This window comes from Mycobacterium rhizamassiliense (assembly GCF_900157375.1).
Classification (GTDB): domain Bacteria; phylum Actinomycetota; class Actinomycetes; order Mycobacteriales; family Mycobacteriaceae; genus Mycobacterium; species Mycobacterium rhizamassiliense.
In genome coordinates, this window is sequence record NZ_LT721901.1 from 1532897 (window position 1) to 1554458 (window position 21562).

General features: G+C 62.3%; 16 protein-coding genes. 8 read left to right on the top strand and 8 right to left on the bottom strand.

The window, feature by feature from the left end:
- Nucleotides 1–2: 2 nt before the first annotated feature.
- Nucleotides 3–1109, top strand: a complete 1107-nt coding sequence (locus MRAB57_RS07535; protein WP_157900567.1) for a HEPN domain-containing protein — start codon at nt 3–5, stop codon at nt 1107–1109.
- Between the two features lie 3 nt (nt 1110–1112).
- Here MRAB57_RS07535 and MRAB57_RS07540 read toward each other — a convergent pair whose 3' ends face one another.
- From MRAB57_RS07540 to MRAB57_RS29695, 3 genes are all read right to left on the bottom strand, one after another.
- Nucleotides 1113–3902: a DUF4365 domain-containing protein gene (locus MRAB57_RS07540; protein WP_077087017.1), complete on the bottom strand. Its 2790-nt coding sequence runs from the start codon at nt 3900–3902 to the stop codon at nt 1113–1115.
- Nucleotides 3903–4094: 192 nt separating this feature from the next.
- A complete protein-coding gene (locus tag MRAB57_RS29095; protein WP_342743360.1) occupies nt 4095–4400 on the bottom strand; it encodes a toll/interleukin-1 receptor domain-containing protein in 306 nt (101 codons plus the stop codon).
- Between the two features lie 193 nt (nt 4401–4593).
- Nucleotides 4594–4812, bottom strand: coding sequence for a DUF1883 domain-containing protein (locus MRAB57_RS29695; protein WP_483869918.1), 219 nt, complete (start codon nt 4810–4812; stop codon nt 4594–4596).
- A gap of 150 nt (nt 4813–4962) precedes the next feature.
- Between MRAB57_RS29695 and MRAB57_RS07550 the strand changes: the two genes are divergently transcribed.
- Both MRAB57_RS07550 and MRAB57_RS07555 read left to right on the top strand, forming a co-directional pair.
- Entirely contained in the window at nt 4963–5304 is a 342-nt protein-coding gene (locus tag MRAB57_RS07550) for a type II toxin-antitoxin system RelE/ParE family toxin (RefSeq protein ID WP_083743325.1), read from the top strand.
- Between the two features lie 31 nt (nt 5305–5335).
- Nucleotides 5336–6493: a HigA family addiction module antitoxin gene (locus MRAB57_RS07555; RefSeq protein WP_077087018.1), complete on the top strand. Its 1158-nt coding sequence runs from the start codon at nt 5336–5338 to the stop codon at nt 6491–6493.
- 105 nt (nt 6494–6598) lie between these two features.
- Here MRAB57_RS07555 and MRAB57_RS07560 read toward each other — a convergent pair whose 3' ends face one another.
- Complete coding sequence (locus tag MRAB57_RS07560; protein WP_077087019.1) at nt 6599–8440, bottom strand: serine/threonine-protein kinase PknH/PknJ; 1842 nt, start codon at nt 8438–8440, stop codon at nt 6599–6601.
- Nucleotides 8441–8715: 275 nt separating this feature from the next.
- On the opposite strand from MRAB57_RS07560, the gene MRAB57_RS29385 reads away from it, so the two are divergent.
- A complete protein-coding gene (locus tag MRAB57_RS29385; protein ID WP_077087020.1) occupies nt 8716–10323 on the top strand; it encodes a serine/threonine-protein kinase in 1608 nt (535 codons plus the stop codon).
- Nucleotides 10324–10357: 34 nt separating this feature from the next.
- Here the strand turns inward: MRAB57_RS29385 and MRAB57_RS07570 are convergent, their stop codons facing one another.
- Nucleotides 10358–10909 (bottom strand): hypothetical protein, encoded by a 552-nt coding sequence (locus MRAB57_RS07570; RefSeq protein ID WP_077087021.1) that lies wholly within the window; start codon nt 10907–10909, stop codon nt 10358–10360.
- A gap of 393 nt (nt 10910–11302) precedes the next feature.
- Nucleotides 11303–12526 carry a hypothetical protein gene (locus tag MRAB57_RS07575; RefSeq protein WP_157900570.1) on the bottom strand — a complete coding sequence of 408 codons (1224 nt, stop codon included), beginning with the start codon at nt 12524–12526 and terminating at the stop codon, nt 11303–11305.
- A gap of 99 nt (nt 12527–12625) precedes the next feature.
- Between MRAB57_RS07575 and MRAB57_RS07580 the strand changes: the two genes are divergently transcribed.
- The 4 genes from MRAB57_RS07580 to MRAB57_RS07595 are packed head-to-tail and all read left to right on the top strand — an operon-like array spanning nt 12626 to nt 19433.
- A complete protein-coding gene (locus MRAB57_RS07580) occupies nt 12626–14074 on the top strand; it encodes a DUF3375 family protein (protein ID WP_077087023.1) in 1449 nt (482 codons plus the stop codon).
- Nucleotides 14071–14817, top strand: coding sequence for a DUF4194 domain-containing protein (locus MRAB57_RS07585; protein ID WP_077087024.1), 747 nt, complete (start codon nt 14071–14073; stop codon nt 14815–14817). Before MRAB57_RS07580 ends, MRAB57_RS07585 begins: the two co-directional genes overlap by 4 nt.
- Nucleotides 14807–18184, top strand: a complete 3378-nt coding sequence (locus MRAB57_RS07590; protein ID WP_077087025.1) for an ATP-binding protein — start codon at nt 14807–14809, stop codon at nt 18182–18184. The genes MRAB57_RS07585 and MRAB57_RS07590 overlap by 11 nt, the downstream gene beginning before the upstream one ends.
- Before the next feature lie 19 nt (nt 18185–18203).
- Nucleotides 18204–19433 carry a Wadjet anti-phage system protein JetD domain-containing protein gene (locus tag MRAB57_RS07595; RefSeq protein ID WP_173813915.1) on the top strand — a complete coding sequence of 410 codons (1230 nt, stop codon included), beginning with the start codon at nt 18204–18206 and terminating at the stop codon, nt 19431–19433.
- A gap of 266 nt (nt 19434–19699) precedes the next feature.
- Here MRAB57_RS07595 and MRAB57_RS07600 read toward each other — a convergent pair whose 3' ends face one another.
- Both MRAB57_RS07600 and MRAB57_RS07605 read right to left on the bottom strand, forming a co-directional pair.
- Entirely contained in the window at nt 19700–20515 is an 816-nt protein-coding gene (locus MRAB57_RS07600; protein WP_077087027.1) for a hypothetical protein, read from the bottom strand.
- Nucleotides 20496–21410: a HipA domain-containing protein gene (locus MRAB57_RS07605; RefSeq protein ID WP_077087028.1), complete on the bottom strand. Its 915-nt coding sequence runs from the start codon at nt 21408–21410 to the stop codon at nt 20496–20498. Before MRAB57_RS07605 ends, MRAB57_RS07600 begins: the two co-directional genes overlap by 20 nt.
- Between the last annotated feature and the right edge of the window lie 152 nt (nt 21411–21562).

A 21562-nucleotide genomic window follows, 5' to 3' on the forward strand; every position in this document is an offset into this window, starting at 1 on the left:
TAATGACTACCACCAAGTGGGACGCGATCCTTCGCTGTCAGACATGGCACATGTGGCCTGAAACATTCTCGGGGCGAGTCTGGCGTGTGCCGGTCGACTACGGAGCCCACTCGCCCCTTCTTGCAGAAGTGTTCCTAGACACGTACTTACCGCGATCGGACGCGGCAACTTTCGTCCCAGAAGCGACCGACTGTGGTCCGGAGCTACCGAACGACTTGCTATTGGGTTTGCACCGAGTGGGAGACACATTCCTCAAGACTCCAGAGGATGTCGTCCCGCTGGTGCCCCCTCGGCGACACGCGATGCGGGGCGAGCTAGACATCATCCTGGATTTTGATTTTGATGAGGACCCTCTTCCGGCAGTATTGGCTGAACGACTACGTGACACCGCCTACGAAATCTTGGCGCTGTTGAACATCCACCTCCGAGACTTCTTGGTCCCAGCGATGCCTTTCCAAATCAGGAAACTAACGGACGATGGTCATGCCGACGTGAAGTTCATTCGTACGATCGCTGTTCAGGACCGCGTGGAGCTGGGTGTGGACCTGTTAGCCCTTTCAATGGGCGACATCGCAAGCTTTCTATACGGTTCCATCAATAGTGCTAAGTTCCGAACAGCACTGGAGCTCTACGCGGCGCACTTCAACGAACGCCAGATGCGCGTCCGATTCCTCTTGTTGGTCATCGCAATGGAAGCGTTGGCGGATGAGTCGCCGAAAGATCAACCAGCTCTTGGGTTGGTCGAACGTTGGATCGCCGAACTCAACGAAGAGAAAGCTAAGCACGGCAAATCTTCCGGCGGTTACCGGAGCCTTGACTCTCTTGGCGGCCAGCTTAATTCGCTCAGAAGTAAGTCGATAGGCGCCCAGATAGGTGACCTATTCGCGGAGGTTCCCGGACTCACCGAAGCCGGGTTGGCTGATATGAAGAAGAGGGCCAAGGCCGTATACAACAAGCGGAGCAAGCTCGTGCACGACGGATATGTACCGCCAGCCGAGCTTCCGGACCTCGAGAAGGAAGCGCGGACGCTGGTGGAAACGTTGTTTCGAGCTGCCATCGCGCGAAGCGAACGACCACCAGGACTGAAGACTGTGAGGTCTAAAAGCTAGGCGCTAAGAATTGTCGCCGAGATACGCACTGGCCCGTCGTCGTATGAACGACGATGCGTGGTCGCGAAGAAGCATCGCGATCTCGTCGAGCTCGTGATTGCGGTCTGTTCCGCCGAGTCGCGCAGCTACCGCGTGGGCGGCAGACATCCCACTAGATTCAATTAGTCGTCGCAGCAACACTTTCACTAGACCGTTACTAGGCTCCTCGCTCAGCCAGCCGACGAGCAGGTTTGCAACGGCTCCGCCAACACGAGGATCGCTGTCGTGTCCGATCGCGGCAAGAGCGTCGAGCTTTTCGACTCGCCGGCCAACTGATAACACTTGTGCGGCGCCGACCCGTTGCTCAGATGACCCGAGTGTCAGGTCCCAGAGTTCGCTTTCGTTCACGCTGCCTGGCCGCAACATCTCAAGAGCTGCTGCGGCGTCGCCGCGAATGTCGGGATCGCCTGTCAATGACGAAGTTCGGGGCGCGGACGTCATAAGCGCTCGCAGCACAGGCTCGAGCGTGTCAGTTACATCCGAGGGCACATGTGACGCGAGCCGGTACAGTATCTGCAGCGGCCGCTTCAGGTGATAGGTGAAACCACCTGTAGTGCTTAAGATTTCGATGATAGGCTGCCAATCCGCGCGATTTGGGTGCCACGCGTTGACGATGATCAGGCTACCGGCCGGCTGCCGCCCGCCACGTCCGCTCTGCCCGGATTTGATCCGCGAGACCTCCGCCAAGACAGCGGTTGCCAGTCCTGCAACGAGAGAAGTTACAGTGTCGGCGCTCAGGTCTCGGACGTCGCCATACGCTTCGAGCGCGGCCCAATCACCTTGTACGATGCGCTCTTCTAGACCGAGTCTGTGCGATTCATCGGCTCCGGCGATGACCGATTCGAATTCTTCTTTCAACTCGAAGTTGTCGTCGGATCTGCTACGGATGGAAGTGATATCGGAGGGTCTCCACGCTTCTAGTGGGATTTGATAGACGACTTTCGCGTAACCATGGGCCACTGCCTGATCCTTTTGCGTTGGTGCGCAGACTACGTGAGCTATGACTGATCGCAGACCGTCGTCGGACAGAGCGGGAACGAGGCTTGCCAGCATGTCGAGAAGGACCTCGGCGACGAAGAACGACGGCTTGAGGCGTTGCCGCAAGGTATTTGGATCATCGAGGACGTTCAGTGCCCACCGTGCATGCTCATCCGCCTCGGCAACAGGAATGACATCGGCAGCTTGCTCGATGAACTCAATGTTCGATCTGAGGGTCGTGCGAGTTGACGCCTCCAGGTCGACCAGGTTGCAGCATTTGCGAGTTGCAGAAATCGAACCCGACCGCAGAATGCTGGGAACTGCCAGGGCAATCGATTCCGTGTCGCCAGCGGCCCGCAGGAGAGAGAGTCCGGAGTACGTACCGTTAGCGTCATTCTCCGAGGTCGTCAGGGTGTGCTGGCCCAGCTGAGATGTTGCGGCGCGCCAGGATCGGTGGTCGCCGGTTGCTCCCGCGATGAGCGCCGCCGCGCGTAGACGTAGCCATGTCTGATCGGTCTTGCCCCACGTGATCGATCGATCCTGTGCCCATTTCTTGAAGTCTTCGGAGGCCTTGGACTCAAGGCCGGCAGCGATTTCCTGCGTTCGCCACCACGCGGCCAACGTGTCTCGACCTGCGACCACGTCTGAAATCGGACTGGCGCCCCAATCGCTGAGGGAAAAAATTAGATCCGCGGCTGCTCCGACGATTGCCATCGCCGTGGGATCGGCTGGGTGAGTCCGGCGAAGCGCTTGGACGCGGACGGCCTGCTCAATTGAGCGCTCGATTTCGCCGATCTCCGCCAGGCATCTCGCGCTATGGATGATTAACCACGCGTGGTCGATCGGGGCGTAGTCGTCCGATTCGAGCACCGATTCAAGCATGGTCAGGGCTTCCGACGGCAGGTTGGATTCGACCAGGAGCGCGACCGAAATCGCAGCTGCCGCAGCTCGTTCCGCGGCGGTCGCGGTACCGTCGAGGGCCAGTTCGCGAATGGCGTCAAGGTCCCCGCCTTCTGCTACGCGCTGATAGAGCGCTGCGTAGAACCGCCAGTTCCAGTCCGGAGATTCCCGACATGCGTTGAGGTCTGGCGCGTTACTAGCGTGGTAGGGAGATCGTGACCGCTGAAGCACCTCCGGGCGCATCTTAATTAGAAGCGCGATTGCTTGCTCTGCGGAAAGCTGTTCCATGGGGGCGTTTTCGTGCGGTGCGATGAGCCGAGGCGTCAGGAGCGCGTATCGCAGGCGGTCCGGTCCAAGGATGTTTTGCCCACCTTGCCATACGCTGCCTTCCCATTGGGCTGGCTGGCGCTCCCCTAGCGCAATCTCCAGCAGCGCGTCTAGATGGTCAGCGTCGATCCGGTTAGCCACTGGAACAAGAATTTTCGATCCTCTGCCGGTTGAGACGATTCGGTCACGTGTTAAATGCACCCAATGGGATGCATCGTTCTCAAGATCGTGGAGCACTAAAATGTGCGGCACGTTGTGCTCGATCCAATACTTGAAATGATCGCCATCGTTGTCGGAGTACCACCACCCAACGGTCTCACCGACGTCATCGTGTGCGGGTCGGGCGAAAAAGGACGCCCCTGTCTTCACTTGGGCGCCGACGAGTGCCCCAAGGTCGAAGCGACGGACGTCGCGCGCCATCAGCCAAAGATCGGTGCCGAGGTCATGTTCTGTGGGGTTTCGTGACACACCCCAGTTCAAGCTAATGAATTGTCGCTCGACGGCTGTCTGGCCTTGAGCGCCTGTTAACCCGGATTGGCCAGCTCTCATTCGTTTGCTCTCCCCTTGGTCCGTAGTCGCCGCCGGTTTGCAGGATGCTGTGGACCTCGACGCCACGACGGGCCTACGTCTGTTGAACTATCTTTGCAATGGCAGCAGCGATCTCTGCGATGGCCATGCTGTTCGTGCTAACTGCGACTTTGTCCGCGATTGACGGGCTGTAGTCGCGAACTTGCTCTGCACTTACCTCGTGCCATACCGGAAGCAGCGACTGCTCGCCGGCGACGGTCCTGGTGATAAGACCATCCAGCTCATGTTGGTCCACCCCTTCCCAAAAAAGGAAGGCGAGAGGATCACCACCCCGAACCGGCTGGACCGAATTCCTTCATCGATCCGTTGCCGCAGACTGTGGCCTAACCGCATCTCGGTCTCGTCCAGCCAGACGGATATCCCGAACTCTACGAGCGCATCGCGTAGCGGCAGCGCGCAACTCGCCTTCTCCTCACTGGCATGGGAAATAAAGACATCCCACGTGCGGCCCCGAACGATCCGTTGACCGGCGCCAGTGGTTCGCGAGTTGCCACACCGGAAATCGGACTCTCAGTACGTGCTTCCGGCAGAAATCCTCTCGGGGGAGGCTGCACAGCAACGCCAGCATCCACTCGTCCAGAAAGGCCACCGAGATCGATTGCGACAAACCAATGATCGCTGGTGGGCAGGCCAACGCGGTAAGGCGACCGCTTCACGTGCCCCCTAAATATCGGTAGCGGCCTCCGGACTTGTAGTTGCGGTACTCCGAGCTTGTCATTACTTGGACATTCGCCTGATTTCGTAGGTTGACAACGACCGTCGCCCCGTTCAACGGTTCCAAGGTCCCAATAGAGATGCTCCATGAACGCTCCCAATCGTCTATCCGGCGATGGAGCCCGCCCTGGGCATCCAGGATCGCTAAGCGCGTCATGACCACGCCACCTCATCCGGGGGCGATAATCGTCATCGGCGCGTTTTGCTGGGTCCTGGGCCCCGCCGGCTCGTCGCTTAGTATCATTTACCTATGAGGTACATGATACGAGAAATATACCTACGAGGTAAAGAGTTCTAGTAGGCAAGGGTGGCGGTGGAGGTCAGCTTCGGGGGAGTAAAGCTGGCGAAGAGTTGCACTGACCATCGCCTACGGCAGCGGCGATTCGGCACGGAGCGCGCCAAGAAGATCGTGCTTCGACTCAACCAGCTGAGCGCGGCGGAGCACCTCGGCGAGATGATGACACTGCCCCAAGCCCGTTGTCATCAGCTGTCTGCCGATCGAGATGAGGCGTTCTCGCTCGACCTCGACGGCCCGTACCGAATGATTGTGGAAATTGCAGAGATCCCCGTCCCCAGAAATCAGGACGGGGGCGTACTGCTCAGCGAAGTAAGGCACGTTGTAGTGACCGACATTGTCGACACTCACTAGCCAAAGCAACATCTATAAGAAAGTCACGCCGATGGCACCTACACGGATACAGTCGACCGACGATGGCGCCAGCGATAGTGCGCCGGTGCGGTACATACCGACCGAGGTTCTTGCCCCGGGTGAGACACTTCGCGAGACCCTTGACGCGCTAGACATGAGCCAAGCGCAGTTGGCGCAACGCACAGGGATGTCTACCAAACACGTCAACCAGATTCTGCGAGGTCACGCGGCGTTGACGCACGATACGGCAATCTTGCTTGAACGGACTACCGGCGTCGCAGCGAAATTCTGGAATAACCTCGAAGCTCAATATAGAGATCACTTAGCGCGCGAACATGAGCGTCAATCATTGGCGAGTCAGCATGAATGGCTAAAGCGGATGCCGCTAGCTGCGCTCCGGAAGCTTCGCCTGATAACTGCCACCGCCCGGGATCCGGGCGCCCAGTTACAGCAGGTCTTTCAGTTCTTCGGAGTCTCCAGTATTGATTCCTGGCAACAGGTTTGGGCTGAGCCTGCCGCAGCTTTCTTACAATCCGCAGCGTTCGACGCGGATGCTGGAGCGGTCGCCGCGTGGCTAAGGCTCGGAGAATTAGAAGCCGCAAGGATCGATTGCCAGCCCTTCGATCGGACCGGCCTTCGGGAGTTGCTACCTACTCTCCGATCACTCACAGTCCTTGAACCACAGCGATTTTGGCCGGAACTTCGAAGGCTGTGTGCGAGCGTGGGTGTTGCGGTGGTAGTGGTTGCGGAAGTTCCAGGCGCGCGAGCTAGCGGTGCCACGCGATGGATCTCGCCCAACAAAGCGATCGTTCAGCTAAGTAATCGTGGAAGGCGGAATGACAAATTCTGGTTTGCCTTCTTTCATGAGATCGGCCACGTGCTGTTGCACGGAAAACGTGAGGTCTTCGTCGAGAACAAAATCGGGTACGACGGAGGAAGGATCCGCCAGGAAGCCGAAGCCAACGACTTTGCCGGTAACCTCCTTATTCCTCTGGAGTTCTTGCCAGCACTCGGAAGAGTACGAAGTGCTCGCGATGTACGCGAGCTAGCCGAACGCCTGGAGATCTCGCCTGCAATCATCGCCGGTCGGATTCAACGCGACCGCGATGACTACCGATTCGGTCTCAATCAGGATCTTTTCGATAAGTTCGAGATTGTCCGCAGGTCTGACTCGCGAGAAAGCGACTAATCTAGGCTTCGTCTGAGCTGCTCGCATGTCGAACTACGTTGCCGTTGCAGCTACGTCCGGCCGTGTGAACTTCGGTCGCGACCCCGTTGCATGGGCCCACGGCTATCAGGTTTTGATCTTCTCAAGAATTGCTCTGGCGAGGCGCTGCCCGTAGCTGCCCGCGGCTGATGTGTCTTGGAAGACCGACTGGTTCGTTTGAATGCCCTGGCAGGCAGCCACTTTGACGAGCACGTTGTTCCTGACGCCGAGCGCCTGCTGGCATGCCCGGTCGCTTCCGGCTTCGTTGTCATAGCCGGCCATGCTCATCGTGATCAGGTCCGCTGCGATCTTGACGGTTGACAAGGTCCAGGTGTAGCCACCCTCGCCATTTCGCTGGCCCATCTGAAGCCCGGTCGTGCCGGGGACCTCACTCGGTAAGTCAGTGCAGCTTTGCCACTGTTTGGTCTGTGATTCCCAGGAGGCCTGCGCGGCCTCAGTAGTCGGAAAGACAATCGCGGTCTGTTCTAGCTGGTTGCCACTGGTGTAGGTACTTGGATCCAAAGTCTGGTCGCGGATTTCCTGAAATCCGCTGCCGCTATAGACGGAGTGTTCGGCTCCGAAAATCACTCCGACGCATGTTGGTGGCCGGACTTGGCCGGTGTTGTCTGCCATCCCGTAGGAGGATTTCGCTACCACCATGTCTTCGGTCGGTGAGATGCCGCTGAAGACGTTGCCGGTCAGCGTTCGGATTTGGGTCGGCGAGAGCATGAGAGTGTCGATGGCTGAGGCGGCGAACGTCGCCGGCGGTGGAGGTGGAGGTGGGGCGACGCTGAGTGGCGTACTCAACGGCGGAGCTGCAGCCGAGTTGCTGCTGGGCGCTGTCGGCGGCGGTGCGGATCGCCGATGGTCCACTAGCAGCCACCCGATGGTCGCCGCTGCTACTACTGCGGCTGCGGCCGATGCGGCTAGCGCTGTTCGCCTGCGCTTCGAGCCGTGATCCCCTGGCCCTGGTCTGTCGTCATCGCGTGTCGGCAGCTTCGGCTGTGCGGTGAGGGTGGGTGGCGATGTGGACGCAGCCTGGGTTGGCGCTTGCGCTGCCGACGCATGCTTTGTGGTGCTTGGCTTTTCCGCTGCTGCCTCCGCCAGTGCGGCGGCGAAGTTGCTGCACCGCTCGAATCGTTCGGCGGGGTTTTTCGCGAGAGCGGTCGCCAGCACCGGGTCTAGAGGCGCGAGTTCGGGGTGGACGCTTGCCAGCGGCGGCGGTGGTGTTTGCAGGTGTCGGCCGATCACGACCGCGGCATTGGAGTGCTCAAACAGCGGGGCTCCGGACAAGAGATGGAAGGCGGTCGCCGCCAATGAGTATTGGTCGGCGCGACCATCAAGTTGCTCGCCGGTCAGTTGCTCGGGGGCAGTGTAGGCCACTGTTCCTACCGTGAAGTTGGTTGCAGTCAGTCCGCTGATGTCGTCGACCATCCGCGCAATTCCGAAGTCTGTCAGCAGGATTCGCCGCTCAGTTTTCTCGTCGAGTTGGGTAAGCATGATGTTTGCCGGCTTGACGTCGCGGTGCAGTAACCCCTGGTTATGCGCATAGTCGAGGCCGGAAGCGGTGGCAGCGACGATCTCGACCACCAATTCGATCGGCATGCCGTCGGCGTATCGCTCGACGAGCAGGTGCCCGGCGTCATGGCCGTCGACGAAGTCCATCGATATCCATAGCTGGTCGTCGTACTCGCCGCGATCGTGAACGCCGACGATGTGGGGGTGCCACAACGTCGAGGCCAGGTCCGCCTCGCGCAAAAATCGCTCTCGGAAGCTTTCGTCGGCCGAGACGTCCCGAGCCAACAGTTTTAGTGCATCGCGCCGCGGTAGCCGGGGATGCTGCGCGAGGTATACCTCGCCCATCCCGCCACTACCCAGTTGACGCACGATCGTGTACCCGGCGAATCCGTCGCCCCCTGCCAACGGCATTCAGGCATACTAGCGATGCCGCTGATGCGCGCGCACAGACATTGCCGGAGACGCGTACGCACTCTGGGCAGGTTGCCGAATTGTGGTGCCAATCAATCGGACCCGCGACGAAGTCCGACGCTTACACCGCACCGACGGTTGATTAGTAAGCCCTGCCGACGAGGTTGCCAGCCATCTCCGAAGCGCAGATCAGAGCGCCGATCGAGCATAAAAGGCACTCGCTACCAGTGCCGATCACAAGGTTCGTACGAACAATTTTTCGTATGATCCGCGCTATGCCGTTACGTGGGGGGCAACTATTTGCGGGCTATCGGATCGTTCGGCCGCTCGGTTCGGGGGGGATGGGTGAGGTGTATTTGGCCGAGCATCCTCGCCTGCCTCGTCACAACGCGGTGAAAGTGCTTCCGGTCGAGGTGTCGGTCGATCAGGACTACCGTGCGCGCTTCGCTCGGGAGGCAGACTCGGCCGCGCGGTTGTGGCATCCCAACATCGTCAGCGTGCTCGATCGAGGCGATGACGAGGGCCAACTGTGGATCTCGATGGATTACGTCGACGGTGTCGACGCCGGCCGTCACCTGGCTCAGAGCTACCCCTCAGGTATGCCAATCGATCAGGTCCAGGTCATCGTCACCGCCGTCGCGAGCGCGCCCGATTACGCACACCAGCAGGGTCTTCTGCACCGCGACGTCAAGCCGGCGAACATCATGCTGACGCACACCGAGGACGTCGAACAGCGCCGAACTCTTTTGACCGACTTCGGGATTGCGCGCAATGTCGACGACATCAGCGGGCTCACTGCCACAAACTTCACCGTCGGCACGGTCGCCTACGCCGCACCTGAACAACTGATGGGCGCAACACTCGATGGCCGCGCCGACCAGTACGCGCTGGCCGCGACTGCCTATCATCTGCTGACCGGATCGCCGGTCTTCCCGCACTCCAACCACGCTGTCGTCATCAGCCACCACCTCAACGTCGCACCTCCACGCCTCGCCGACACCCACGCGGACCTCGCCGCGCTGGATCCAGTCTTCGCAAAGGCCCTGGCAAAGGACCCACGCGGGCGGTACGCACGCTGCGCCGATTTCGCCCGCGCCCTCGCTAGCGCGGGGCCGGTCCCACAACCCGGCTCACCCGATGCGCACACCCAAGCGGCCTCGGCGGCCCAGCACGGCCCACGCACCGGCGCCAGGGACGGCGCCGCGCACGACACGATCACGCGGCCTCGATTGCCGCGACGGCGGTGGCTGGGCGTAGCGGTAGCTCTGTGCGCCGCGCTGCTTGTCGGCATCGCCGTGGCGATCTGGCCTCCAGCGTTCTTGAGCCGCCACCAGGACCGCGCCGCCGGCGAACCCGCAATGCAGCCGACGCTCGCCACTCCCCCGCCTCCGGCGCCGCCGGTAAACGCCGCGGCCGCCCCGCCAACGACGACCGCCGCCCCGGTCGACACCAACCAGTACTCCCTGCCGGGCTGCTGGTGGAGCAGCGACCAACCCGGCGTACGCCCAACATCTTTGACCTTTCAAGCGTGCGCAGACGGAGGACAGAAACTCGATTCCATGACGTGGAGTTCGTGGGGCGCGGCTGGCGCACAAGGAACCGGCTTCATCAGCTGGAGGGTGTGCGAACCGGATTGCGCTGATGGCCACAACGAGCAATACGCCGTAGATGTTTCGGCATTCGATCCGCAGCCAACCGCCTACAATTCCCACTGCCCGCCAAACTTGATGGTCTACAGCCAGATGGTTGTGTCGTTTCTCGCCAGCCCACCAACGAGTGGAATAACTGCCGACACAACATATCTCGGGCGCCCGGCCATCCGATTCAGCACATCAGCGGACACGCCCACGCAGGAGCGCCTGCAAGAGCCGATGTGCACCTAGCCTCGCATCCCAGCTGACCTGCCACGGGCACTAGTCATTGCCACTGGTGGTACCAATCCTGATGCCAGCCAGGAATCGGTGTCTCGTCAGACTGAGGGTCATCGGTTACGACGACCCAGATAGATGCGGCGAGGGCGGCAATGGCCAAAATTTGGAGGACGCCGGCCGCTAAAAGAAACCGCATCTTGACCGTCAACGCCGACCGCAGTGAGATCAACGCAACGGCATTGGAGTAGGCGACAATGTCGCGCGCGACCTCGGGTGGGTCACCCTGGTGTGCGTTGAGCATCCTATCGATCGTGCGTGCGCTAACGAATCGCTGACGCCAGGGAAATCCCGCGGCGACGGCACAAGCACCGGCGGCCAAAAGGGCTAGCAGCGCGAAGCCTAAGAAAGGCGTTGCGCAGTAGGGGAAATCGTGTTTACCGACTATTACGCCGATCGCGGCGAGAGCCAGGGTCACCAAACCTGTTGCGCTTGTCACCGCAGATGCCGCGCGACTGTTCGCCGAGTCACGGCGATCATTCTCCGCCTTCAACTCGGCCTCAATGAAAGCCCCGTAGATCTCGCTACCCGACGTTGTCATGAGGCGGATTACTGGCTAGTCGCTGGGTCCGACGACCTTGTGCTGAATAGTGTTCGGATCCTGGTTTCGCAGCCCGACGTCGAACTCAACCCACGTGCGATCTGGAACGTGCCTCGGTGGTGAGTCAGCTTGAGTCTGCACCTCAGAGGGCGGCTGGCTCTCAGTGCTGTCCGACGGATTCGTCATAGACGCATCGTAGCTAGCATCAGCCGTGCTGACGCCGAGATTTCAACCGACACGCTTCCGAGCAACCACTTCCGCCGTCCGACCCCCAACGCCGAGCAGTTCGAGCACCGACATGTTCCGGAGCAAACCAAAAACAAAAAGCCGATAATCCCGCGATGCGTCACTGGGCGCAGTGGCGTACCGGCAATCCCGACGAGGTGGCTCTGCTCAGCGCGAGCCGACCTCGCGGGAGATCTCAACGATCTGCCCGCGGATCGCCCAGCACTTGTCCCCCGGTTCGGCAGCCAGTAGTTCACCGGCCACGCACCAGTGATCGCCGGGATTCCAGGTGCCGGCCGGTCGGTGCGGTCGGACCAGTTGGGGCACTGTGCCGAGCACCGCGCGCTGTTCGTCGCTCAGATAGTGGGCGATTTCGGTGCTTGGCGCCGGCAGCGCGGTCGCAAGTCGGGCCGCGACATCGGCGAGGACGGCGGTGTCGGTGTGGGCCTGGAAGGCGGCGATCACGCCGTCGAGGACGCTTTTCATCTTCAGGTCCGGGCGCGGCTCGCTGACGGTGTGCGGCGATCGGATCGTCACTGTGACGGCAAATGGTGTGCCGGCGCGCAGCGGTATCGGAGCCACGGTGGCGGTGTGGCTGCGCTTCAGCGCCAGCCACACTTGAGCGACCCTTCGGTCCTCGGGGAAGGCGCCGAGGTCGGCCCAGTCGAACGACGCCAGCTCTCGCACTGCGTGCCATTGGTGGAAGCCCGCCGAAGATGGTTGTAGCTCGTAGCGGTAGTAGAACGCATAGTCGGCGCCGTCGGTGGCTGGTGGAACTTTGGTGCCTTGTTCGAAGCGGATTCCGTTCGCTCCCGCTGTTTTGAAGGCGTCGACGTTGTACAGTACGAGGTTTTCGACGTCCGAGTCGTCGGGTTTGTCGCCGACGAACGTGGCGTGCAGGATCTGCCCGGCGGAGGGCTGCAGCTTCTGGAGCCGCGTGCGCAGGTCGTTGCGGAGATCGTGTTGCCACGGTGGCCGCGCCGCGCCGTAGCGGAGGTAGTCATCGGCCCAAGCCTGTATTGCACCGCACCTTGTGTTCGGGCCCTCGGTGCGGGCGCGGCTCTCGGGAAGCGGCGCCCGGGCGTGGCGGCGAACTACCGTGGCCGGCCGGGTCGGCTGAGCGCGGTGGCAGGAGCCGCATAGCGGCGGCAACGGAAGCGTGTGTTCGGCCGCCCACTGCTGGAGCTCGGCCAACTCGACGGCGCAGACCTTCACGTATGAGCCGGTCGCGGACTTACCGTCACGAGGGGCGATGTGTGAGCAGCGGGCGTGGTGCACCTTCGCCTCGGCGGGACTGTGGCTGGCTGCAATGTTAAGCACATAGCCGACGCGGTGGGCAGACAGCCATGTCGCGTAGCCGCGGTCGTCGTTGCGGAACTCGTGTGCTGCCACGGGTTCATCCTGCCGCGCGATCCGCATTTCGTGACACTGGCTGTCGGCGGGACCGGGATAATGGTGGACGCACACGGGACCGAGACGGGGAGGCGCCCAATGAGTGGCTCCGGGGTCGGTGAGCTGTTCGCGTCGAATGAGTCGCTGCAGGATGCGCCGGCGGTGCGGCTGTTCGCCGCCAAGAATTTGGCTGCCTACGTGGCGTTGATGGAACGCCACCTGGATGGCAGCGCGAAAATCACTGAGGCAGAACTTGTCTCGCGTATCGAGCAGGATTTAGCCGAGGTGGGGCTGCCGGATCAGACTGGCTTGGGGCTGATCAAGGGGTGGGCCAGTTCGGGGTGGTTGAACCGGGTCTCCGGTGGCACTGGTCAGGCTTCGCAGAACGTGTGCTCGCTGACTGAGGATGCCCGAAGCGTGCTGGCGTTTCTGCGGCGGCAGCGGCGCGCGGACAGCGTGGCGACCGGTGGGTCGATGGTCAGTATTGCCAGTGGTCTCAAGCGGATCGCCTCGCAGCTCGACGGCGATCCCGAACGGATCCGCATCGACCTCGAGGAGCAGATCGAGGCGCTCTACCGCCAGCTCGAGGACCTCGCCGAGGGGCGGCGACCCCAGCCCAATCTGGTCGACCTAGCCGATGAAGGACGGGCGATTGCCTATCAGATGGAGCAGGTCATTACCGATATCGTGCGTTATGGCGGGATGCAGAACGAGATCACCACGGCGTTGATCGAAGGTCCCGAGGATTCCGACACCGCGTTTCGGGACCGGTCGCGGCGGCTGTTCACTGACTACGAGGCGCTGTTCGATTCCCGGGAGAGGGCTTCCTACACCGCTTTCACCCGGATGGTGCAAGACCCGGATCAGCGGGCCCGGCTGCGCTCGGATATCACCACCGTCGTTGAATCGCTGCCCGACCTTGACGCCAGTCTGCGCGAGGTCATGGTGCAGTTCTTCCCTCGGGTCGCCGAGCAGATCGGTGAGGTGATCCGGATCGAGCAACGCTGCGCGCTGCGGATCAAGCGGTTTTTCGCGGCCGGCACCGCCGAGCAGGCACGCGGGTTGGCCCGCCAGATCAACGACGCCATCGGTGTTGGGCATGCGTTGTTGAGGCAGTCGGTGGTCGACTCCCCTACCCGAGCGGAGTTGCCGATCGGGCGTTCAGCGTTGACCAGTGTGGGTGCGATCGCTTTCGACATTCAGGATCCCTCGCCGCCGCGGCCGGCGCGGCAGGCCGAAGCCACCGCTGACCTGAGCGGGTTCACCGGTCTGGCCAGCCAGGTCGACATTCCGCAACTGACTGAACTGGTGAACACCGCCGTGCAGGCGGGGCCGGTGTCGTTGCCGGAGATGATCGGCATGGTCGATGCCCCGTACCTCGGTGATGTGGTGGTGTTGTGGGCGTTGGCGGTGCGCCAAGACCCCGATGCCGCGGCCTCGGCGGCAGCGCGTCGGGTGCGGTTCCGATCCCGCGACGGCGTCGACCGGGAAATTGAGGTGCCGACGTTGATGTTTCGTGACCGAGTGGCCAGCGCAGGCGGGCTATGAGCACGCATCTGGACAATTTCAACTTCGACGACCTGCCCGACGTCGACGTCGATGCCTCGGTTGCCGATACGGTGCGGGTGCCGCGCTTCGACGGCGACGTCAGCGAATTGTCCAACCAGGCGTGCTGGGCGTTGCAAAACCTGCTGACCCGCCGCTACTTGACCAAGCAGGACTCCCCTGAGCGGTGGGCGTGGCTGCTGGAGCACCGCAAAGTGCTGGCCTCGCGGTTGTGTGAGCTTGATCTGCGGCTACGGATCCACGACGACCTCGAGGTCGCCTACGCCGAACCGGCCTTGCTGGACAGCCCAAATCAGCACAGCCGCAGGGTGTTACGCCGCGAACCGATGGGCACCTATGCCTCGATCGTTGCGTTGCATCTGGCCAAGATCATGCGCACGTCACACGACGAGCATGTGCTGATAAGCAAGGCCGACATCCACGACCTTTTCGGCAACGTCAGGCATAGGGTCGATCGCGACGAAGCCATGCTGCGCAACCGCATCGACGAGGCCATCACCAGGCTGGTCAAAACGCAGATCCTGCTGCGCACCCGCGACGACGACGATACCTACGCCATCAGCCCGGTGATCCTGGCAATCATGACCGGACAGATGGTCGACGAACTCAGCAAGGAATTCGAGCAGCTACTTACCCGCGGCGCTGATCCCGACGCCGCCGAGACCGCAGCCGACGGTGAGGACACGCTGATCGACGACGGGGAGGGCCGCGACGATGACGGCTAGCTCGCCGGCGCGGCAGGTGTGGCTGTCTCGGCTGCAGGTCATCAACTGGGGTGTGTTTGACGGCTATCACGACCTGCACCTCAGCCGCAACGGCACGTTGATCACCGGCGCCTCGGGAAGCGGGAAATCCTCACTGCTGGACGCGGTCTCGCTTGCATTTCTGTCGGCGTCGCGGCGGAACTTCAACGCCTCAAGCGACAGCACTGCGGCCGGATCCAACCTCGGTAAGCGCACCGTCGACAAATACATTCGCGGATTGTGGGGTGAGCGCCAGGAGGCCGGCGAACGCGCCAAGCCGATGTATCTGCGTGGCAGCGGGCCGGCCTGGTCAGCGGTGGCGATCACCTACACCGGCAGCGACGACACCGTCATCACCGGGCTGGTCCTGAAATGGCTGGCCGCCGGTGCCGACACCGACGCCTCGAGCTCCTATCACCTGATCAACGCCGACGCTGACATCCTCGAACTGTGTAACACCTGGCGCGACAAGAACTACGCCCGCAGCGTGTTCGAATCGGCTGGCTGGCGCGGCAAGCGCGATAACGAACGCTGGTACCTCGACCAGCTGTACTCCAAGATCGGCATCCACGGCTCGACGGCCGCCCTGCAGCTGCTGGGCAAGGCTAAATCGTTGAAAAGCGTGGGCGGGCTGGAGCAGTTCGTCCGCGACTACATGCTCGACACTCCGGAGAGCATCACCGGGATCCGTGATGCGGTCGAAGCGATCACCCCGCTGGTTGATGCCCGTAAAGCGTTGGGGGTGGCGCAGTCCAAACGTCGGGTCCTCGGCGACATCGAGATCATCCACGACCGCTACGTGACCGAGTCCGCGCAGTTGGCCAGCATTGGCGTCGTCGACAAACAGATGGTGCATGACTGGGTCGACGAGTTGCGTCTGGCCGCCATCGGACCCGAGGTCAGCGTGCTGGACGCCGACATCGAGCAGATCGGCGCTCAGCGCGATGGGTTGAATTCGAAAAACCGGGTGCTGATCCGCACCCGTGACGAACTCACCGCGCGCATCGCTGCGGCCGGGTCAGGATTGTCAACGCTGCGCCACGAATTCGCGGTGGCCGAAGACCGCGCCGACACGACTTCGCGGCGCCGCCACGACTACGACACCCAGATCTTCGACCTGGGTTGGACCGCGCCCCAGGTGCAGTCCGCCGACGATTTCGACACCATGCGCGCCATGGCGCAGACCGAAATCGTGCGGATCGCCGAGGAGCTCAAGGCGCTGCGGGAACGGCTGGCCAACGACGAGGGCCCGCGACGTGTAGCAGCGCGCGACCAGATGACGGCCGCCCGCGAGGAACTCGCCCGCGTTGAGCGGCTCGGCACATCAGTACCGGCCAACGAAGACCGCATCCGCGGAGAGATCGCGGCCGCGCTCGGCGCCCCGGCCAAGCAGTTGCGGTATGTGTGCGAGCTGCTCGACCTCAAGACTGACTTCAAGCCATGGCGCACGGCTGTTGAAAAAGTCTTGCGGACAACAGGTCTGGTGTTGCTGGTGCCCGACCGCTACCACCGCGAGGTGCTGCGCTATGTCAACGACCACCACATGCGGGGCCTGGTCCGCCTCGAGCACGTCCCCGCCGGCGGGATCGCCCCGGTCGCGCCGCAGTCGGGCACGTTGGCTGAATGCCTCGGGCTGACCGATGCGAAGCATGAAAGCGCCGGTACAGCAACGCGACTGATTGCCAAGGTCGGCGACTATGTGCGCGTCAGCGGGACCGACGAATTCCCCCACCACCGGCGTGCGATCACCGTCGAGGGCCTCTACAAGGAAAGTGAGACTCGCTCGGTCAAAGACGACCGCGCCACATTGTCAGCCTCCCAATACATTTACCAAGGCGACATCGCCGCCAAGATCGCCGCGCTGCGAATTGAACTCGACGAAGCCACCGCCGACTTCCAGGCCAGCGACGCCGCGATAACCAAGCTGCACAACACAATTGAGTCGCTGTCGATCGACAGAGACCGGTGGAACACCCTGCACGTGAGCTTCACCATGTTCAGCGACATCGACACCGACGGCGCCGACGCCGAGGTTCGCCGGCTCCAAGAACAACTCGAAGCCCTCGAGGCCGCCAACCCCGACCTGGCCAAACTCGAGAATCAGGCCGAAGATCTACTCGACCAGAGCAGCGCGCTGACCGGACGGATCAGCATCTTGACCGAACGCGAAACAGCCAGCGACGATCGCCGCACCAAGCTGCTGGACCTGCAGGAGACACTCAAACCCGGCGTGGTCGGGCCGAGCGCGCGCGCCGCGCTGGAGACCTATCGGCCGCAACTGTCGATCCCCCTCGAGATCCTGGCGCCCGCCCCTTACAAGGCCGAACTCGTCCGGGCGATCGAGAAAGACCAAGGTACGCTGCAAGATTCAGTCAACCGTTTGACCAACGAGTTGAAACGGATCATCAGCAACTTCGATGCACAGTTCGAAGATGCGATCCCGAACAACAGTGACGATCTCGACGAAAAGATCCACGACTACGTTGCGTTGTGCCGGCGCATCGATGACCGCGAACTGCCCCAGGCCCACGACCGTATGCTGCGGCTGATCACCGAACAAGCGCCCATGGCCGCGCTGCACCTCTACCAGAAAGCCGAAGAAGAGGCCCAACACATCGAGGAGCAGATCGCTCGGGTGAACCGCGGTTTAGGGTCGGTGGAATTCAACCGCGGTACACGGCTGTCGCTGCACGCCGACCCCAAGAAGCTGACTGCAGTCACAGATCTGCACGAACGGGCCCGGCGGATCTCGGGGCGCTCGCTTGCGGTGTCGATGCGCGATGAGAAGGCCACCCACGATCAGTACCGCGACATTCTGGAGCTGCGGAACCTGCTGGCCTCCGACAGCGCTGAGGCCCGTCAGTGGACGCGCGACGCCCTCGATGTACGGAACCGCTTCACCCTGTACTGCGCCGAAACCGACTCCACGACAGGTGCACTGATCCGCACCTACAGCAATGCCGGCGCCAACTCGGGTGGTGAGCAGGAAAAGCTGATGGCGTTTTGCCTGGCCGGGGCGTTGAGTTTCAACCTGGCCGATCCTTCCACGAGCGATAACCGGCCGGTGTTTTCACAGCTGATGCTCGATGAGGCGTTCTCGAAATCAGACCCGGTGTTCGCCGATCAGGCGCTCTCGGCATTCCGTAAGTTCGGGTTCCAACTGTTGATCGTGGCGACCGTGCAAAACACCACTACCATCCAGCCCTACATCGACGGCGTGGTCATGGTGTCCAAGCGTGATACCCCCGGCACCGAACCGATCGCCTCCACCCGCACCGTGACCGTGCGGGAATTCGCCGAGATCAGCCACGAGCTTGCCGGCACACCGGCGGCCGCCACAGTGCGGTGATGCCGAGGTGATGCTGTCGGTGGAGGCCGCGATCGGTGAGCTGCGCCGGCGTTGCGCCGACTTATGGCTGCACTGGGCACTCGGGCAAGACGGTCCGTGGCCGCTCAAGCTGACCCTGAAGGCTCCCCAGGGCACGCTGTTCGACGACCACGTCATCGCCGCTACTGCCTGGGCCGGCACCTGGCGTTCAGCCATCGACAAGCATCGAATACCCGGCCGGCTCATCACTGCCGCGCGCCGCGCCCGCCGGCTGGGCACCCATGTGCTTCCCATCACATGGGTGATCGATGACCTTGACTCCGCGCTCTCGGTCGCCGACCCTGACATCGTTGCCTCGTATGAGCTGGCGGCCGGCCGATTCGCGCAGGCCCTGGCCACACCTCAAATCGCGTGGAATGTGCTGAGCGACATTCCTTTTAAGTCCGGCAAGACCATCGCTGGCCTCGACGCCGCCGAGTGGGCGACCGCGCTCACCGTGGCCACCCACCTCGTTGCGGTCGGGCCCGGCGATGCGACCGTGCTTCGCCAGATCCGCATACCCGGCGTGCACAGCAAATGGATCGAACAGAACGCGACCTTGCTGTGCGCGATGCTCGACACCGACACCGACACCGACACCGAGGGGGCTGATCCACTGACGCGGCTCATCGCCCGCCTGGGGCTTGACGCCAAGCAGACACGCCTTCAAGTGACGTTGGCCTGCCCGAGGCTACGCGCTCACGCCGCGGGGTTGCGGCGCTTTCACGCGACCATCCCCATCCTCAACGACACCGTGCTGGCGCCGGCGATCATCCTCATTGTAGAAAACGAAGCTCCCGGTCAAACACTCGACCTCGATCTCGGCGGGGTTGCGGTGATCGGCGGCCTCGGTAAGGCCGCACCAATCTTGGCCCAGCTAAACTGGATTCACACTGCCAACCGACTTGTGTATTGGGGCGACATAGACCGCGCCGGGATCGCGATACTCGCGTCGGTGCGCCGGGCCGGGCTGCCGGTGTCCGGCATCCTGATGGACGAGAAGGTCCTCGACGCCCATCGCGGTGCCTGGCACACTACCGGTACCCAGCAGGCCACAGACACGATCCCCGCCGAGCTCACCGATACCGAAGCTGCGCTATATCAGCGGCTCAACGCCTATCACCGTGAACATGGTCGCGAACTGCAGCTCGAACAGGAACATCTGCCGAAATCACTGGTAAACAACGCGATCCGGGAATGGACAGTGGCTTCAGCAGATCTGTCCACATAGCGCCGCGGCAGCGAAGGACACGACGACGGGTGCTTTTGGCACCACCTGCATGCTGACCGGCATTCAACATCAGCCCACGCCGTGGCGACAATCCTCGCTGCATCTCTACCAAAAATTTTTTCGTGAGCCGATAATTATCGCTTATGCAACGTGGAGGTTCTGCCTATTGCCTATTCTGTTGCAGTGCAACGCGATTAAAAGTCACCACGCTTCGGCTCTTGCAGCGTTACCGACCTGTCGGGCTGGCAACGGCTGCGCACGCCGATTCAGCTCGTGTTGGGCTGCCAGCGTTCGTCGGCGAACACGTCGAAGCCGTCCGGCACCAGTAGGGAGAGGTGGGCCAGTAGCCGGAGGTGCCAGCCGGCTTCGGGGCCGTTGACGGCGAGCGCTGTCACGCGCGCTCGGTGGTGGTCGGGTATGCGGTGGATCTCTTCGACGAGCAGGTCCGGGACCCAGCCGAGCGGCATGTTGTCGCGGGTGGTGGTCAGGATCGCTAGCGGGTTGATGGTGTTGGACGGTTCATCGTGCAGCCGTAATTCGTCGCCTGGGGCGAGTGTTGCGAGTTGGCGTTCGACCTGATCGCGGGTCGGGGTGACGACGTCGCCGACCACTGTTGTTGGCCGGTCGGCTATGTGGCGCATGCCGTGGACCAGGAAGTCGCATTCCAGGCGGCCGTCGGCGACGGTGGGGACCGGGAACAGTTGGATGGTGTCGCCTTGCCGGTGGCCCCCGGATCGGGTGATCTGCTCCCAGGGTGACGCGTCGTCTGGAAGACCCAGCCGTTTGACCCATCGGGTGAAGTCTGGGCGGCGCGGCGTCATGGCCCGCTGGGCGAACAGCGGGAACAACGTGTCCGATGTGTACTGGCCGTGAAGGTCCGGGAAACCGAGGAATGGCCGAAATCCGTTGACTTGCAGTGCTTTACGCAGGTAGTGGAATCGGTAGCCGTGGCCGTCGAAGCTCAGCATGCCTACTGGCGAGATCGTTCGTTCGATCGGGTGTTGCCAGGTCACCACGAGGCGGCGCGCCGTGGCAGCATCCGACACCCTGTCTTGCAGGGTGTTAGAGGTGCTGGCACGCATCGAGAAGCCTTCCGTGGTTGATGTGCAGTAGTTCTATAGCGAAGGTACGCCACTGCTCCGACAAATCCGGAACCGAATTCAGCAGGTCGTTAACCGTGTCCTGTCTCACCCGGCCGATGTTGTCGATCCAGAACGTCTTGGCCGCCGGCGAGCACATCGACAGTGCGGCCCTGGCGTGCTCGATCAGGGTCACCGGCCCCTGCGGGCCATGCTCGAAGCGGTGCGCGGTGCCTTTGGCTGCCCATCGGCGCACCCCACCGGGCTCGCTGAGTAACTGCGCACGTTGGTTGGGGTTGACGTTGTAACCCAGGCTGCTGGACTGGTCGTAAGAGCCGCATAGCCGATAGTTGGCCTCGCCGGGCGGCGGGGTCAGGATCGACCAATTGTCGTCGTGCCGATCGCGGTTGGCGATCCAGGCGTCGAGCACCATGTAGCCGGCGAACACGTCGAACGCGCTGAAGCCGTCCGGTGCGCCGAACGGCGCGTCTACCCGGCCATCGCGTAGAGCGCTGGCGATCCGGTCAAGGGAGTGTCCTGGCCGCCCTTTAGCTTGCGACACATAGTCAGGGTCAAATTCGGCCAACATGAGCTTGCCTGGTTGAAGGTCCCAACCAGGTGGCGCGAGATAGCGAGACATGCTGCCTCGCCGTCCGTCACGATGGGCGAGCTCGACGTCGGCGCACGGCACGCTAATTAGCCGGGCCAGTTCGGTGCTGACCCGCTCAGCCCAGTCCTCGCCCTGTTGAAAATCGAACTTGACCACTGGTGGCTTGAAAAGCCAACGCTGCCGGGTCGTTGGGTCGATCAGCCAATACTTTTCCTCGACGCCCTCGGTCTCGTCGCTGAAGATCTCCCACTCCGAGACGTCCCATACTCCAAATTGCGCCGACGGCATCCGGCGAGGCTACGCGCCTCACTTTCAGGGTGAGCACGGCTCCGTGGGAGGTCGATACTTATCCTGAACCTCGCGATCTCCTCGCCCGCGCCGCTGCCTCGCCGACCGTGCGCCGATCCCCCCGTCAACGCCGATAATCGCGACCTCTGTCA